Genomic DNA, 15011 nt, shown 5'->3' on the forward strand with positions numbered 1-15011 from the left:
TGACACACCACAACCCCGCTGATAATCTGTTTATGCAAGTCATAATAAAGCATGGAGACACGATGACAGACCACATCCTCGAAACACAAAACCTCAGCAAGCAGTTCAAGGGATTCACGGCTGTCAATGCCGTAAACCTGAAGGTGCAGCGTGGGCACATCCACGCCTTGATCGGACCAAACGGCGCCGGCAAGACCACCTGCTTCAACCTGCTTACCAAATTCCTCGTTCCCAGCTCAGGGGACATTCTGTTCAACGGCAAGCGCATCACTTTTCACAAGCCCGCACAGATCGCCCGGCAGGGCGTGATCCGCTCGTTCCAGATTTCGGCGGTGTTCCCGCAAATGTCGGTCCTCGAGAACGTCCGCATCGCGCTGCAACGCAACCTGGGCACGTCCTACCATTTCTGGCGCAGTGAAGCCAGCCTGGAAAAGCTCAATGGGCAAGCGATGCAGTTGCTGGCCGAGGTGGATCTGGAGTCGTTCGCCGATTCGCGGACAGTGGACCTTCCTTACGGTCGCAAGCGCGCGCTGGAGATCGCAACGACCTTGGCGATGGCGCCGGAGCTGATGCTGCTCGACGAGCCAACCCAGGGCATGGGCCATGAGGACGTGCACCGCGTAACGGCGCTGATCAAGAAGGTCGCAGCTGGTCGTACCGTATTGATGGTCGAGCACAACATGAGCGTGGTCTCGGGGATCTGCGACAGGATCTCCGTGCTCCAGCGCGGCGCCCTCCTCGCCGAAGGGAACTACGACGAGATCTCCAACAATCCGCAAGTGATGGAAGCTTACATGGGGTCCACGGCTCCCCACGGGGGAGCGGTTCAATGAGTCAGGCACTCGACATCAGCGGGCTGCAGGCCTGGTATGGAGAATCGCACGTACTGCACGACGTGAACCTCTCGGTTGCGCACGGCGAAGTGGTGACGCTGCTGGGACGGAATGGTTCGGGCCGTAGCACCACGCTGCGCGCGATCATGGGTCTGACCGGTAAGCGTACCGGATCCATCAAGATCGACGGCGTCGAAGCGATCTCCGTTCCGACTCACAAGGTAGCGCACCTGGGCGTTGGTTACTGTCCCGAGGAACGCGGCATCTTCTCGTCCCTGTCGACCGAGGAGAACCTGATGCTGCCGCCGTTGCTGAACACCGGCCGCCCCGGCATGGCGGTCTCCGAAATCTATGAAATGTTCCCCAACCTCGCCGAGCGCCGCACCAGCCAGGGAACCCGCCTGTCCGGTGGCGAGCAGCAAATGCTCGCCATCGGCCGCATCCTCCGGACCGGGGCACGCCTGCTGCTGCTTGATGAAATATCGGAAGGCCTGGCCCCGGTGATCGTACAGGCGCTGGCGCGCATGATCGTCGCGCTCAAGGCGAAGGGCTACACCATCGTGATGGTCGAACAGAACTTTCGCTTTGCCGCCCCCCTGGCTGACCGCTTCTACGTGATGGAGCACGGGAAGATCGTGGAACACTTCGAATCGCAGCAGCTGCAGGCAAAGCTGCCGTTGCTGAACGAACTGCTTGGCGTATAAGGAAATAGAGATGACTGAACTGTTTGGTATTCCGCTGCCCGTCATCCTCAGCCAGCTTTCGCTCGGCCTGGTCAATGGCTCCTTCTACGCCATGCTTTCGCTTGGCCTGGCCGTCATTTTCGGCCTGCTCAACGTGATCAACTTTTCGCACGGCGCCCTCTACATGCTGGGCGCTTTCCTCGCCTGGATCGGCCTGAACCAGCTCGGCCTGAATTACTGGATGGCGCTCCTGCTCGTTCCAATCGTGGTCGGCGCCTTCGGAATCGTGATGGAGCGCCTGCTGCTGCGCCACCTCTACAAACTCGACCACCTGTACGGATTGCTGCTGACCTTCGGCATCACCCTGGTCATCGAAGGGCTGCTGCGCTCGATTTACGGCGTGGCGGGACAACCGTTCGATGTACCCGAGTTCTTCACAGGCGTGTTCGACCTCGGGTTCATGATGTTGCCCCGCTACCGTGCATGGGTCGTGTTCGCTTCGCTCGCCGTCTGCCTGGCGACCTGGTACACGATCGAGAAAACGAAACTCGGCGCCTACCTGCGGGCCGGCACCGAAAACCCCAAACTCGTCGAGGCCTTCGGCATCAACGTCCCGGTGATGGTCACCCTGACCTACGGCTTCGGTGTCGCGCTCGCGGCGCTGGCCGGCGTGCTTGCGGCGCCGGTGACGCAGGTCTCCCCGCTCATGGGATCGAACCTGATCATCGTGGTGTTTGCCGTCGTCGTCATCGGCGGCATGGGCTCGATTCTGGGTTCGATCCTTACCGGCCTCGGCCTCGGTGTCATCGAAGGTTTCACCCGGGTCGTGTATCCAGAACTATCGGCTACCGTGGTGTTCATCATCATGGTCATTGTGTTGCTGGTGCGCCCTGCGGGCCTGTTCGGCAAAGAGAAATAGAGGAACAAACATGAACAAGAAGCTCGGCTACGCAATCGCACTCGCCGCGGCATTGGCACTGCCGCAGTTCTTTTACCCCGTTTTCCTGATGAAGCTGATGTGTTTCGCGCTGTTCGCATGCGCGTTCAACCTGCTCATCGGGTTCACCGGCCTGCTCTCTTTCGGGCACGCCGCATTCTTCGGCGGCGCTGCCTATGTCACCGGATACGCGCTCCAGTCATGGGGCTTGTCATTCGAACTGGGCATCCTGGTCGGCGTGGGGGCTGCGGCCGCCTGCGGCCTCCTCATGGGAGCGCTGGCGATCCGGCGTCAGGGCATCTACTTCACGATGATTACCCTGGCGCTGGCTCAAATGCTGTACTTCGTTTTCCTGCAGGCGCCGTTTACCGGGGGCGAGGACGGCCTGCAGAGTATCCCGCGCGGAAACCTGCTGGGCATGATTGACCTGAGCGACGACAAGGTCATGTACTTCGTTGTCCTGGCCATTTGCGTGGCCGCGTTCGCATTGATCGTACGAATCGTTCACTCGCCGTTCGGTACGGTGCTCAAGGCGATCAAGGAAAACGAGGCGCGCGCGATTTCGCTGGGGTATGACGTGAATCGCTACAAGCTGCTGGCATTCGTGTTGTCGGCGGCACTGGCCGGGCTGGCCGGTTCGGTGAAAACGAGCATGCTCGGCTTTGCCACACTGACCGACGTGCACTGGTCGATGTCGGGACTGGTGATATTGATGACGCTGGTGGGAGGCCTTGGTACCCTGATCGGACCCATTGTCGGCGCCATCCTGATCATCACGCTTGAAAGCAAGCTCGGTGACATTGGCAGCGCACTGGCATCGCTGACTGGCTGGGAATGGTTCAACGGGCTGGGTGGATCGGTGACAACGGTCATCGGATTCATCTTCATCTTGTGCGTGATGAGCTTCCGCCGCGGGGTAGTCGGTGAGGCGAACGCGCTGATCGCGTCGTGGAGAGCCCGCAAGGCTGCCAACGCCGGACATCCGCCCGCCCCCGCCGCCGGCACCACCCGGACTTCCCATCCGGGCCTGTAGACATGGACGCTGCCGCGCCGTTTGCAATTCGTTGCCGGCGGATCAAGCGCGCGCAGTTCCCCTGCTGGAAGTGACGAAGCATGCCCCGCAAATGGCGATCATCCAGCTGGGGCGAGGCATTGACTTCTTTGCCCGCCGGGCACGCACCCTCGCTTCAAAAAATGGGCAGCGGAACCGTTTCGGTCTGGCCAGGGTGCGCGGCAATCCCTGTCCTTCAAGCCGGACAAGGATAGCGCGGACGCCGAAGGCGTCCTTTTGCAGAGGGTGGGGCGCCAATGGCGCACGCCGCATCCAGCGCCGGCGGCGCCCTGCTCGTGGACGCATGCAGCGACTCCAGGCCTGGCGCTACCAGCTGATGCCCGGTAGCGAACAGGCGCGCCAGCTGTGCCGGGCGATCCTCGACCAGGGCCGGTGCGAGTTCCGGCGCCAGCTGGAATACAAGATCGCATGGCGGGGCGGCCTGCTGCAGGCGGTGCCGCTGCACGACACCAGCCAGCGCTGCCCGGAGTGCCGGCCACGGGCATGTGACCGACGCGCCGCGATCTCAGTCGGCCGGCTCGAGCGTGTAGCGCATCTCGTAGTCCACCTGCCGTGCCTGGATCGGCTCATGGCACTCGCTGCATGCAATCTGGGCATGGAAGTCGTGCTGGCATTTACGGTGCCGCACCAGCAGTGGCGGACGCCCGTCCGCCAGCCAGCGATCTCCCCAGTGCATCATCACCAGCATTGAGCCGTACAAGTCACGCCCCTTGTCAGAGAATCGGTATTCAAACCGCTCCGGACGAAGTTGATATGCGCATTTGACAACGATGCCGTGATCGTTAAGCCGCTGTAGTCGATCGGTCAGGATATTGCTGGCGATACCAAGATTGGCCTGGAATTCATCGAAGCGTCTTACGCCGAAGAACATTTCTCTGATCACCAGGAAAGTCCAGCGGTCACCGATGATTTGCAAGGTACGCGCAACCGAACACGGGCGCACGCGCTCCAGTACTTGCGGATCGGACGGGCGGCGCGAACGCTTGCGGTCGGTTGGACGGGGACTCGAGCCGGCCCCTGGTCCATTCCGGTACTTCACGTCGTGGGCATCGATCGGCTCCCCGCATGCGGAACAGGTGACGACAGGCGAAAACGGTTTGCCACAGGCGGTATGCACCAGTTGCAGCGGCGGCTCATTGTCCCCGCGGAGCCAGGTGTCTCCAAACTTGAGCATCGCCAACATGACCGGAAAGAGGTCGAGGCCCTTGTCTGCAAAGCGGTATTCAAAGCGCGTGGAGCCGGCCGAGTAGCTGGCTTTTTGCAGAAGCCCGAGTTCGGTCAGCCGGTTCAAGCGCAGCACCAGGGTATTGCGAGGCAGGCGCAGCACACTCTGGAAGCCCTCGAAACGGCGGGTGCCGAAAAAGGCTTCACGTAGCACAAGGAAACTCCATGCGTCGGACAGGATTTCCACCGTGCGCGCGACTGAACAAAACCGGTCTTGCGCCGGTGCGCTTGCTACGGATGGCGCTGGAAGCTGGTCAATAATTTTTAACTGGGTGGACATAAATTTTTGCCCTCCGACAATACGGGCAAACGTAGTCGAAAGCGCAATGAAGGGCCGGCAGGATAGCATACATTGCCGGAACGGGTCCGTCGCTTGAAACGACAGACCCGGCTAGCCCTGGGGAGGTGTTACCACGCTCCCGGCGGCATCAAATGCCGCCCATGCAGAGGTACTTGATCTCAAGGTAGTCGTCGATTCCGTAGTGCGAACCCTCGCGACCATTGCCGCTTTCCTTGATACCACCGAATGGCGCCACCTCAGTCGAGATCAACCCTTCATTGATGCCGACCATGCCATACTCCAACGCTTCGGCGACGCGCCAGACCCGCCCGATGTCGCGACCGTAGAAGTATGCGGCGAGGCCGAATTCGGTGTCGTTCGCCATCTCGACCGCTTCCTGTTCCGTACTAAAGCGGAACACGGGCGCGACCGGGCTGAACGTCTCTTCGCGGAAGATCTTCATGTCCCGCGTGGCGCCGGCCAGGATCGTCGGCGTAAAGTAGTTGCCACCGTCCGAGCGGCGCTCGCCTCCGGTGACGACCGATGCGCCTTTCGAGACCGCGTCGGCCACGTGCTCTTCGGCCTTGCGTACCGCGTCAGCGTCGATCAGCGGGCCGATCGATATGCCCGGCTCCAGTCCGTTACCGACCTTCAAGGCGCGTACTGCCGCTGCAAAGCGTTCCACGAACAGCTCGTAGACGCCGTCCTGCACCAGGATGCGGTTCGCGCACACGCATGTCTGGCCAGCGTTGCGGTACTTTGCCACCATCGCGCCCTGGACTGCCGCATCGATGTCGGCGTCATCGAACACGATGAAGGGCGCGTTGCCGCCCAGCTCCATCGAGGTTTTCTTGACCGTGCCGGCGCATTGCGCCATGAGTATCTTGCCGATTTCGGTAGACCCGGTGAATGTCAGCTTGCGTACCACCGGATTGGAGGTAAGCTCGGCGCCGATCTCCGCGGCCGATCCGGTGACGCAGGACAGGACGCCGGGCGGGACGCCGGCCCGTTCGGCCAGCACGCACAGCGCCAGTGCCGACAATGGCGTCTGGCTCGCCGGCTTGATCACCATCGTGCACCCGGCGGCGAGCGCCGGCGCGGCCTTCCGGGTGATCATCGCGGCAGGGAAATTCCATGGCGTGATCGCCGCGCATACGCCGACCGGCTGCTTGATGACCACGAGCCGCTTTCCCGGCGTTGTCGCCGGAATCGTGTCGCCGTACACGCGTTTGGCCTCCTCGGCGAACCATTCGATGTAGGACGCTGCGTAGGCAATCTCGCCGCGGCTTTCTGCGAGCGGCTTGCCTTGCTCGACGGTCATGAGGACGGCCAGATCCTCCTGGTTTGCGAGCAGCAGCTCGAACCATTTGCGCAGGATGGCAGCGCGTTCCCTGGCGGTGGTCGCGCGCCATGCGACCTGGGCCCTGGCGGCGGCGTCGATCGCGCGCCGCGTTTCGGCCTGTCCCATTCTTGGCACCTGGCCGACGGTCTCGCCGGTCGCGGGATTGCTCACCTCGATGGTCTTGCCGCCGTCGGCGCCGAGCCATTCGCCGTCGATGAAGCATTGGTCGCGTAACAGGGTGGGATCGCGCAACTGGCTGGCGACCCGGTTCAGATTACTCATCATTGATCCTTTGTCATTTCGAGCTTTTCCCGGAGCCGGTAGCGCATCACCTTGCCCGACCCGGTCCGCGGAATTTCATGCACGACGTACACGGCTGCCGGCAGCTTGTAAGCCGAGATCTGCGCGCGGCAATGTGCGATCAGGTCGGCCTCCACCATCTCTTTCCCGGGGCGGGTCGTCACGAATACGACAGGCACCTCACCGAGGTGGGGGTGCGGCGCTCCCACGACCGCGCAATCGAGCACGCTGGCGAACGAACTGACGGCCTCCTCCACCTCCGAAGGCGCGATATTCTGGCCGCCGCGGATGATGACTTCCTTCAGGCGCCCGGTAATGGTCAGGAAACCGTGCTTGTCGGCGCGCGCCAGGTCGCCGGTGTAGTACCAGCCGTTGCGCAGCACGCTTTCGGTCTCGGCGGGCTTGCGGTGGTAGCCCAACATCACGTTCGGTCCGCGCACGATCAGTTCCCCTTCCGCGCCGGCGACAACGTCATCGCCGCTGATCGGATCGACGATGCGGGTTGACAGTCCAGGCAGCGGCAGCCCGCACGATCCCATGACACGCGCGCCGGTCGTCCAGTTCAGCGTCACCATGGTAGAGGTTTCGGTGATACCGTAGCCGTCCAGTAGCATCACCCCGAAGCGCTGCTCGAATTCGGCATTGATCGCGGCGGGCATGATCGCGCCGGCCGACAGGCACAGGCGCAGCTTGGGGAACCGGCACTCGGGGTCCATGCGGGCGGCTTCGAGCAGGTAGTGGAACATCGTCGGCACGCCGGGGAACACCGTGAATTCGCCGGTCTTCAGGAGTGCCAGCACATCCGAACTCGAAAATCGCTGGAGGATGGTTTCGCTGGCGCCGACTGCGAGCACGCTCAGCACCGACAGGTTCAGTGCGTACGAGTGGAACAGCGGCAGCGGCGAGAGCAGCGTATCGTTTTCGTTCAGTCCCGCGATCGGTGCCCAGCACGCCGCCGTCACCCACAGCATGCTGCGCTGGGACAGCAGCACCCCCTTGGCGCGGCCGGTCGTACCGGACGTGTAAACAATGAACGAAGGTTCGTCGATCGTGGCAGGATCGCGTGGCGCCTGGCCTGCGGGCGTCGAACGCAAGCGCTCGAAACTCAGTGCGCCGTACTGCTCCGCCGCGTTTGCCACGATGATCGGTACCGAGGCCGCCAGCGACTGCATGGCGGCGACGCGGTCGGCGGTCGTAATGATCACCCGGCAAGCCGCGTCGTCGAGCCGGTAGGCGATTTCCGGCTCGGTGGCATCATGACTGATTGGCACGCAGACGGCGCCTGCCCTGACGGTCGCGAAGCAGCATTCGACCCAGGCTACCGAGCTGGGCAGGCACAGCGCGACGCTGTCGCCCACGGCCACGCCCAGTGCCTCCAGGTGCCCTGCGAGGTTTGCCGTCGATTCGGCCAGCTGGCCGTAGGTGACGGAAGAACCGGCATCCCGGTAAGCGACCTTGTCCGGCCTGGCCTGCGCGTGCCGCTGAACCAGGGTGCCGACGGATTCGATCAGTTCGTTACGTATCATCGCTTGTCTCCATTATTTTTATCGGCCAGCGAGTCAGACCATGCAGAAGCCACCATTCACGCTCAGCACCTGGCCGGTAATCCACGCCGCGCCATCGGAAGCGAGAAACGCCACGGTGGGCGCGACGTCCGCGGGTTTGCCGATACGGCGCAGAGGATACTGTCGCACGATTTTATCGCGGTGTGCTGCGAGAAATTCCGGATCGGAGTGCGCCGTTTCGATCAAGCCCAGCGACAGGCAATTGCAGGTGATGTTCGCCCGTCCGAGTTCCCTGGCCAGGGATTTCATCAGCGCGATGCCACCGGCGCGCGCAGCCGCGGCGATGGCCAGGTTGCTTTCGCCGATTCGCGAAGAGTCGCCTGCCAGCGTGATGATGCGCCCACCTTGCTGCTTGATCATGTACGGCGCCACGGCATGGCTGGTGTGGATCGTGCCGTACAGGTCGACGTCGATCTGGCGTTGCCAGTTTTCAGGCTTGCTTTCGACGAAGCGTTCAGGAATCACCACACCGGCGTTGTTGACAAGAATGTCGATCCTGCCGAAGTCGCTGACGACCGCGTCGATCATCGCGCGCACGTCCTCGTAGTTGCCGACGTTCGCACGGTAGGCGCGCGCGTCGCCGCCGGCCGCCTTGATCGCGGCGACCACGTCCTGCGCTTCGCTCTCGGAACTGTTGTAGTTGACGGCTACAATGGCCCCGTCGGCGGCAAGCGCCAGCGAGATCTCGCGGCCGACGTCGCGACCGGCTCCGGTGACAAGTGCGACTTTCCCTTTCAGCGATGCATGCATTTAGTTCTCCTGGTTGGCTGATGATTGTTGTTGGATAAGGCGGAACAAGCGCTCTGGCGTGACCGGCAATTCGCGTATCTCGATGCCCATCGGGGTCAACGCGTCGGACACCGCGTTGGCGATCGCAGCGGGCGCGCCGATGGTCCCCCCCTCGCCCATCCCGCGGAAACCGCCAATGGTTGCCGCGAGAGCCGACTCGAGGTGGAGCACGTGGATGTCAGGTACCTCCGGGGCCGCCGGTGCGACGTAGTCGACCAGGCTCGCCGTGAGCAGCTGGCCACGCGCGTCATAGACCATTTCCTCGTAGAGCGCAGCGCCGATGCCCTGCGCGACTGCGCCGTGGACCTGGCCGTCGACAATCATCGGATTGATGATACGGCCGCAGTCCTCGGCAACGAGGTAGTCGGTGACGCGGACCGTGAAGGTCTCGGGATCGATGTCGACCATCGCGAAGTGGGTGCCGGAACTCGTGGTACCCCACACCGGATCGTAGGATTGCGTTTCCTCGAGCACCTCGATGACGTCCTTCGGGATCCGCCCCATCTGCGCGTACACCGCATGCGAGATATCCGAAATCTTGATGCTCTTGCCGCTGTCGCGCGCCGTCACCACGCTGTTTCGGATGTCGATCTGATCCGCATGGCTCTCGAGCAGGAAGGCACCGAGTCGGCACAGCTTGGCGCGCAGTCCCTGCGCGGCGAGCGTACCGGCGCCGCCCGCCAGCACCGCGCTGCGGCTGGCGTAGGTGCCGGTGCTGTGCGACACCACCGAGGTGTCGCCCTGGACCACCGTGATGTCTTCGAAGCGCGCGCCCAGTTCGTCCGCCACCACCTGGGCCAGCGTGGTCTCCAGGCCCTGGCCGTGGGAAGCGATGCCGAAGCAGGCGGTCACGGAACCGCTCGGATCGATCTTGATCGTGGCGATCTCGGTGCCGGTATTGATCGGCATCCCCGGCGAGGCCGAGATGCGCGAGCCAATGCCGGACAATTCGGCATAGGACGCGATACCGATTCCGACCCAGCGTCCGGCGGCGCGCGCGGCGGCCTGCTTGCGGCGCAGTTCGTCGTAGCCGAACGCATCGCGACCGGCGCGCAGGCATTCGATGAAGCCGGACCGGTCCCAGACAATACCGGGGGCGCTCTTGTAGGGGAAATCTTCGGGACGGATCAGATTGCGCAGGCGAATCTCTCCTGCATCGATGCCGAGACGGTGTGCGGCCATGTCGACCAGGCGTTCCATGACAAATGTCGAGGTCGGGCGGCCCACCCCGCGATAGGGGCCGGTCGGCGGTTTCGAGGTCGCCACTGCGCGCACCTTGCCGTGGTACACCGGGACCCGGTAGGGGCCCGGCATGAAGCTGATCACCTGCACCGGCTCCAGGCCCGCGGTCCACGGATAAATCGAGTAGGCTCCGACATCGCCGGTCACGCTGCAGCGCAGTCCCTGGATGACGCCATCCGCATCGAGCGCCAGCTCGGCGTCAACGGTCTCGTCGAACGCCTGGCTGGTACTGGACAGGTCCTCGAGGCGGTCCCCGGTCCATTTGATCGGCCGGCCCAGCTGGCGCGCGACAGCGCACACCAGGATCTCCTCCGGGTACAGTGAACCTTTGCCGCCAAAGCTGCCGCCGACGTCGGGCGCGACCACGCGGATCCTGTTTCCCGGGATGTCGAGAATGTCGACCAGCGCGTCACGCACGATTCCGGGGCTGCCGGTGCTCGAATACAGCGTGAGCGAGCGCCTGCCCTGGTCGTATTCCGCCAGGTAGGCGCGGTTTTCCATCGCGAGCGCAGTCTTGCGGTGAAAGCGGAAGCGCCCGCCGACTTTGACCGGCGCCTCCGCCATGACGGCGTCGATGTCGCCACGGCGAAACTCGCGCCTGACCAGTACATTGGTGCCGGCATCCTCGTGTAACAGCGGTGCACCCTCTTCGGCCGCAGCTTCCGGGTCGATCACAACCGGCAGCTGTTCGTACTCGATATTTATGAGTTCGGTCGCGTCTTCGGCCAGGTATCGGCTCTCGGCGACGATGGCCACCACGGCCTCTCCTACAAAGCGCACCTTGCCGCGCGCCAGCGGATAGATCGCGGTCGGATGATAATCCGGCATTCTGGAAGTGGCGAAGATCGGTTTCACCATCCCTTCCATCTGCTCGGCTGTATAAACGGCAACCACGCCGGGAAGGTCGAGCGCGGCGGCGACGTCGATCGACACAATGCGCGCATGCGACTGGTCGCTGCGGCGGAAAGCCACGTGCAGTACTCCAGCGACTTGCTTGTCGTCGACGTAACAGCCGCGACCGGTCAGCAGGCGCGGGTCCTCTGTCCGCTTGACGCGCGTGCCGACGAGTTTTTCTTGGCTTGTTGTTTCCATGATGTCATTGGTCCTGCGTTCGATGTGTTAGACAGCGGCCAGCTTCAGTCGTAGAAGGCGGCGCCCTTCTTGAGCGTTTGCCACTGCTCGTCGTCGTGCCCGTACAGCACCGTTGCCCCCTGCGCTTCGATGCGGCGGATTTCGGCCATGGACTTCGACGACAGGTCGGCATTCCACGTGTTCCGGGGGTTCATTTCGCGCTCGAGATTGGCGCGCAGCGGCACCGCGTCCGACGCCAGCAGGAACTGCCCCGCCTTGTCGAGCGAAACCAGGGCGGCCGTCATGCCGGCGGTATGGCCGGGCACCGGAACCAGCACGATGCGGCCATCGTTGAACAGGTCGCGCTGGGCATCGATCGTTTCGACCGGCAGCGGGTGCTTCCAGTCCACCGGCAGATAGCCGATCTTTTCGGCGCCCTCTGCATTCGCCGCCGCCAGCTCGTCGGCATGGCAGATGACGCTGGCATTCCTGAAGAACTCATTGCAGCCGCAGTGGTCGGAGTGGAAGTGCGAATTGACGACCAGGTCGATATCGCCCGGGGCGTAGCCAATCGCCTGCAGCTGGCTGACGACGTTCTCGCCTTGCGCCGACACCGGAACCATGGCCTTGGCCATGCTGCCCCAGCGCGCTTCGGGATCGGTCTCGGTGGACGGATGGCAGCCGGTGTCGAAAAGCACATTGCCCTGGGGGTGACGCAGCAGGAAGCAGGAGACCGGCAGCGTGATCGTCTCGGCGCGGTCGGCATCGGGAATGTAGACACTTTTCTTCATGCGCAGGCGGCCACCTGACAGTACGTGCATCTTCATTTGGACACCTCGCTGTTCAGGTCGCGCACGACCCGGACCGCCTTGACGATGTTGGTATACCCGGTACAACGGCACAGGTTGCCCGACAGGCATTCGCGGATCTTGCCATCGGTGGCGAGGGGGTATTTCTGCAGCATGTCGGTCGATGTCATCAGCATGCCGGGCGTGCAAAAGCCGCATTGCAGCGCATGGCAGTCCTGGAAGGCCTGCTGCAGCGGGTTGAGGTTCTCGACGCTGCCGAGCCCTTCAACGGTACGGATCTGCAGCCCGTCCGCCTGCACCGCGAGCATCAGGCAGGCGCGCACGCTGTCTCCCTCGACCATGATGGTGCAGGCGCCGCAGATGCCGTGTTCACAGCCGACATGGGTACCGGTCAGCCCCAGCGTGTGGCGCAGGAAGTCCGACAGCAAGGTGCGCGGTTCTACCTGGCGCCGGTAGTTGACGCCGTTGACGGTAACGGTGATGTCGTGGGTCTCACTCATGTTTCTCTCCAATCTGTTCGCCCAGCGCCCGGCGCCATGCGGTGGTGACGGCGCGTCGCACCAGGTTGCCGACCAGGTGGCGCCGGTAGTCGGACGACGCGTGCAAATCGCTCGGCGGCTCGACGGCCGAACGTACGGCCGCCACTACCTGGCCGAGGATGGCTTCGTCGCAGGCTTCGTCATACAGCACGGTCTCCGCGTCGAACATGCGCATGGGCGTGTCGCCGACGCCCATCACGCCCACCCGCGCCTGGGTGATCTTTCCATCTTCCACGGCCAGGATCACGCCGACCGCGGCCAGTGCGAAGTCGCCCGAGCGCCGCGCAACTTCCTCGAACGCCCAGCCGGCGCCCGGCGGTAATGCCGGCACGTTGATGTCGGTGACGATTTCGCCTTCTTCCACGGCCGAGGTCAGGGAACCGAGGAAGAAGTCCTCGGCCGCGACGGCCCGGCGGCCGCGTGGCGACACGATCCCGATCTCGGTCTCGAGCAGGACCATCATCAGCGGCAATTCCGCGGCAGGATCGGCATGCGTGATCGAACCGCCGATGGTGCCGCGGTTACGGATGGCAAGGTGCGCCACATGCGCCATGGCCGCGTTCAACACCGGGAACAGCCGCTTGACGACTGGCGACGTTTCCAGCACGTGATGGCGGGTCAGCGAACCGATGCGCAAGCCGCCATCGGGTTGTTCTTCGAGATAATTGAGCTCCTCGATCCGGTTGATGTCGATCAGGATCGTCGGGTTGAGAAGCCGGAAATTCAGCATCGGCACCAGGCTCTGGCCCCCGGCGATGATTTTGCCGTCGCCTTCTGCGGCCACGAGGGCGGCGATCGCCTCGTCTACCGTCGTCGGACGGATGTAATCGAACTTTGGTGGTTTCATGCTACTTCCCAGCGAATACAGGTTGGCGCTTCTCGACGAAGGCCTGGCGCGCGTCGCGGTAGTCCTCGCTCGCCACCGCGCGGTCGATCACCGCGTCCACGAGCTCATCGGAAAGCGTGCCCATGTCCATGGTCAGCCCGTCAAGCAGCACCTTGGTGCCGGCGATCGTCAACGGTGCGTTCTCGGCCATGACGCCCGCCATGGAGCGCGCCGCGCGCATGGGATCCGGGCTGACGCGCTGGGCAAAGCCCATGCGCAACGCCTCGCGTGCCCCGAACTTCCTGGCCCCGAACAGGACGCGCTTGGCGTTGGCGGCGCCGACCAGGTTCAAGAGACGACGGGTTCCGCGCACGCCATAGACGATCGACAGGCGCGCCGCCGGGATACCGAACTGCGCATCGCTGTGGGCGACACGGAAATCGCATGACATGGCCAGATTGCAGGCGCCACCCATGCAAAAGCCGTTGATGACAGCCAGGGTGGGCTTGGGTACTGCGGCGATCGCGTCGCAGCAGCGGTCGACCTCCTTCTCGTACTCGACGCCCTGCTCGACCGTTGCCCGCACCTTGGCGAACTCGGCAATGTCCGCGCCTGCGCTGAACGTCCCGCCGGCGCCGGTCAGGAGAATGGCGCGCACTTCCGGGTCGCGGCCAAGCTCGGTGAAAATCCGGCCCAGATCGCGCCACATCGCGAGCGACATCGCATTCTTCTGGGCCGGGCGGTTCAGCGTGACCAGCGCTGCCTTGTAGCGACCGGTCGCCGCCGGCGCCGGCGCGGGCGCTGGCGTGGTCTGGGCAGGAGCCAGACCCAGCCAGCGCGCAATGATGCCCGGGTTGAGCTGGGGGACTTCCGGCAGCGCGTCGAACTGCGCATCTTCTGCGACATCCACCATGGTCACAACGATGGCGTCCCCGGACGCACGGGCGCCGGAACTGGCTGGCCCGGCCTCGGACACGGACACAGCAGCATCGGCCACCATCGGCGTAGCCGTCGCGACCGCAGGCGCGGCGGCTGGCGCGCTGTCCTGGCTGAGCACTGCCTCGTTAAAGCTGGCGAAGAACTGGTCGGCCAGCTTCCTCGCCGTGGAGTCGATCATGCGCGACCCGAGCTGGGCCAGCTTGCCACCGATATTCGCGTTCACGGCGTAATGCAGCACTGTCGTGGCCGGACCTTCCGATTCGAGCCGCACGATGATGTCGGCCTTGGCAAACCCCGCGACCCCGCCCTGCCCCTCGCCAGTCAGACGATAGCTCACCAGCGGCACGATGTCCGACAGCGTGACCTTGCCCGCGAACCTGGCCCTGATCGGCCCGACCTTCACCACCACGTCCGATACAAATTCGGTGTCGGACACTTTCTCGAGCGACTCGCAACCAGGGATGCTGGCCTTCAACACCTCGGGGTCGTTAAGCGCTGCCCATACTGCTTCGCGTGAAGCCTCGAGCCGGATCCGATCGTTCATTTCCATAGTCTTGCTC

Annotated in this window: 13 protein-coding genes and 1 pseudogene; 5 read left to right on the plus strand and 9 right to left on the minus strand. The window is 63.7% G+C overall.

Features of this window, described 5'->3' with window-relative positions; translation table 11 throughout:
* Window positions 1–62: 62 nt before the first annotated feature.
* The 5 genes and pseudogenes from ABIB38_RS03605 to ABIB38_RS03625 form a co-directional block, all read left to right on the plus strand.
* Window positions 63–833, plus strand: a complete 771-nt coding sequence (locus ABIB38_RS03605; protein WP_429201816.1) for an ABC transporter ATP-binding protein — start codon at window positions 63–65, stop codon at window positions 831–833.
* Window positions 830–1537, plus strand: a complete 708-nt coding sequence (locus ABIB38_RS03610; protein ID WP_429201817.1) for an ABC transporter ATP-binding protein — start codon at window positions 830–832, stop codon at window positions 1535–1537. The genes ABIB38_RS03605 and ABIB38_RS03610 overlap by 4 nt, the downstream gene beginning before the upstream one ends.
* A gap of 10 nt (window positions 1538–1547) precedes the next feature.
* The gene (locus ABIB38_RS03615) at window positions 1548–2435 is read left to right on the plus strand and encodes a branched-chain amino acid ABC transporter permease (protein WP_429201818.1); all 888 of its coding nucleotides are present in this window, start codon (window positions 1548–1550) and stop codon (window positions 2433–2435) included.
* 10 nt (window positions 2436–2445) lie between these two features.
* Window positions 2446–3486: a branched-chain amino acid ABC transporter permease gene (locus ABIB38_RS03620; RefSeq protein WP_429201820.1), complete on the plus strand. Its 1041-nt coding sequence runs from the start codon at window positions 2446–2448 to the stop codon at window positions 3484–3486.
* 355 nt (window positions 3487–3841) lie between these two features.
* Window positions 3842–3994 (plus strand): annotated as a pseudogene (locus ABIB38_RS03625) (zinc ribbon domain-containing protein); the annotation flags it as partial.
* 36 nt (window positions 3995–4030) lie between these two features.
* Here the strand turns inward: ABIB38_RS03625 and ABIB38_RS03630 are convergent.
* The 9 genes from ABIB38_RS03630 to ABIB38_RS03670 all read right to left on the minus strand — a co-directional run bounded on the left by ABIB38_RS03630 (window position 4031) and on the right by ABIB38_RS03670 (window position 15001).
* On the minus strand, window positions 4031–5029 hold the full coding sequence (locus ABIB38_RS03630) for a winged helix-turn-helix transcriptional regulator (protein WP_429201822.1): 999 nt from the start codon (window positions 5027–5029) through the stop codon (window positions 4031–4033).
* Window positions 5030–5177: 148 nt separating this feature from the next.
* Complete coding sequence (gene gabD, locus ABIB38_RS03635; protein ID WP_429201824.1) at window positions 5178–6653, minus strand: NADP-dependent succinate-semialdehyde dehydrogenase; 1476 nt, start codon at window positions 6651–6653, stop codon at window positions 5178–5180.
* Window positions 6653–8197 carry a class I adenylate-forming enzyme family protein gene (locus ABIB38_RS03640; RefSeq protein WP_429201826.1) on the minus strand — a complete coding sequence of 515 codons (1545 nt, stop codon included), beginning with the start codon at window positions 8195–8197 and terminating at the stop codon, window positions 6653–6655. The genes gabD and ABIB38_RS03640 overlap by 1 nt, the downstream gene beginning before the upstream one ends.
* A gap of 33 nt (window positions 8198–8230) precedes the next feature.
* Entirely contained in the window at window positions 8231–8986 is a 756-nt protein-coding gene (locus ABIB38_RS03645; protein WP_429201828.1) for an SDR family NAD(P)-dependent oxidoreductase, read from the minus strand.
* Window positions 8987–11359: a xanthine dehydrogenase family protein molybdopterin-binding subunit gene (locus ABIB38_RS03650; RefSeq protein ID WP_429201830.1), complete on the minus strand. Its 2373-nt coding sequence runs from the start codon at window positions 11357–11359 to the stop codon at window positions 8987–8989.
* A gap of 44 nt (window positions 11360–11403) precedes the next feature.
* Window positions 11404–12165 (minus strand): N-acyl homoserine lactonase family protein, encoded by a 762-nt coding sequence (locus ABIB38_RS03655; RefSeq protein ID WP_429201832.1) that lies wholly within the window; start codon window positions 12163–12165, stop codon window positions 11404–11406.
* The gene (locus tag ABIB38_RS03660; RefSeq protein ID WP_429201834.1) at window positions 12162–12647 is read right to left on the minus strand and encodes a (2Fe-2S)-binding protein; all 486 of its coding nucleotides are present in this window, start codon (window positions 12645–12647) and stop codon (window positions 12162–12164) included. The genes ABIB38_RS03655 and ABIB38_RS03660 overlap by 4 nt, the downstream gene beginning before the upstream one ends.
* Window positions 12640–13533, minus strand: a complete 894-nt coding sequence (locus tag ABIB38_RS03665; RefSeq protein WP_429201835.1) for an FAD binding domain-containing protein — start codon at window positions 13531–13533, stop codon at window positions 12640–12642. The genes ABIB38_RS03660 and ABIB38_RS03665 overlap by 8 nt, the downstream gene beginning before the upstream one ends.
* A 1-nt stretch (window position 13534) precedes the next feature.
* Window positions 13535–15001, minus strand: a complete 1467-nt coding sequence (locus ABIB38_RS03670; protein ID WP_429201837.1) for an enoyl-CoA hydratase-related protein — start codon at window positions 14999–15001, stop codon at window positions 13535–13537.
* Between the last annotated feature and the right edge of the window lie 10 nt (window positions 15002–15011).

The organism is Massilia sp. UYP11, assembly GCF_050434805.1.
Lineage (GTDB): Bacteria > Pseudomonadota > Gammaproteobacteria > Burkholderiales > Burkholderiaceae_D > Telluria.

Excerpts from the sequence above, each read along its gene's own strand:
- ABIB38_RS03605 (WP_429201816.1), top strand. The coding sequence starts at position 63 with ATGACAGACCACATCCTCGAAACACAAAACCTCAGCAAGCAGTTCAAG.
- ABIB38_RS03610 (WP_429201817.1), top strand. The coding sequence starts at position 830 with ATGAGTCAGGCACTCGACATCAGCGGGCTGCAGGCCTGGTATGGAGAA.
- ABIB38_RS03615 (WP_429201818.1), top strand. The coding sequence starts at position 1,548 with ATGACTGAACTGTTTGGTATTCCGCTGCCCGTCATCCTCAGCCAGCTT.
- ABIB38_RS03620 (WP_429201820.1), top strand. The coding sequence starts at position 2,446 with ATGAACAAGAAGCTCGGCTACGCAATCGCACTCGCCGCGGCATTGGCA.
- ABIB38_RS03630 (WP_429201822.1), bottom strand. The coding sequence starts at position 5,029 with ATGTCCACCCAGTTAAAAATTATTGACCAGCTTCCAGCGCCATCCGTA.
- gabD (WP_429201824.1), bottom strand. The coding sequence starts at position 6,653 with ATGAGTAATCTGAACCGGGTCGCCAGCCAGTTGCGCGATCCCACCCTG.
- ABIB38_RS03640 (WP_429201826.1), bottom strand. The coding sequence starts at position 8,197 with ATGATACGTAACGAACTGATCGAATCCGTCGGCACCCTGGTTCAGCGG.
- ABIB38_RS03645 (WP_429201828.1), bottom strand. The coding sequence starts at position 8,986 with ATGCATGCATCGCTGAAAGGGAAAGTCGCACTTGTCACCGGAGCCGGT.
- ABIB38_RS03650 (WP_429201830.1), bottom strand. The coding sequence starts at position 11,359 with ATGGAAACAACAAGCCAAGAAAAACTCGTCGGCACGCGCGTCAAGCGG.
- ABIB38_RS03655 (WP_429201832.1), bottom strand. The coding sequence starts at position 12,165 with ATGAAGATGCACGTACTGTCAGGTGGCCGCCTGCGCATGAAGAAAAGT.
- ABIB38_RS03660 (WP_429201834.1), bottom strand. The coding sequence starts at position 12,647 with ATGAGTGAGACCCACGACATCACCGTTACCGTCAACGGCGTCAACTAC.
- ABIB38_RS03665 (WP_429201835.1), bottom strand. The coding sequence starts at position 13,533 with ATGAAACCACCAAAGTTCGATTACATCCGTCCGACGACGGTAGACGAG.
- ABIB38_RS03670 (WP_429201837.1), bottom strand. The coding sequence starts at position 15,001 with ATGGAAATGAACGATCGGATCCGGCTCGAGGCTTCACGCGAAGCAGTA.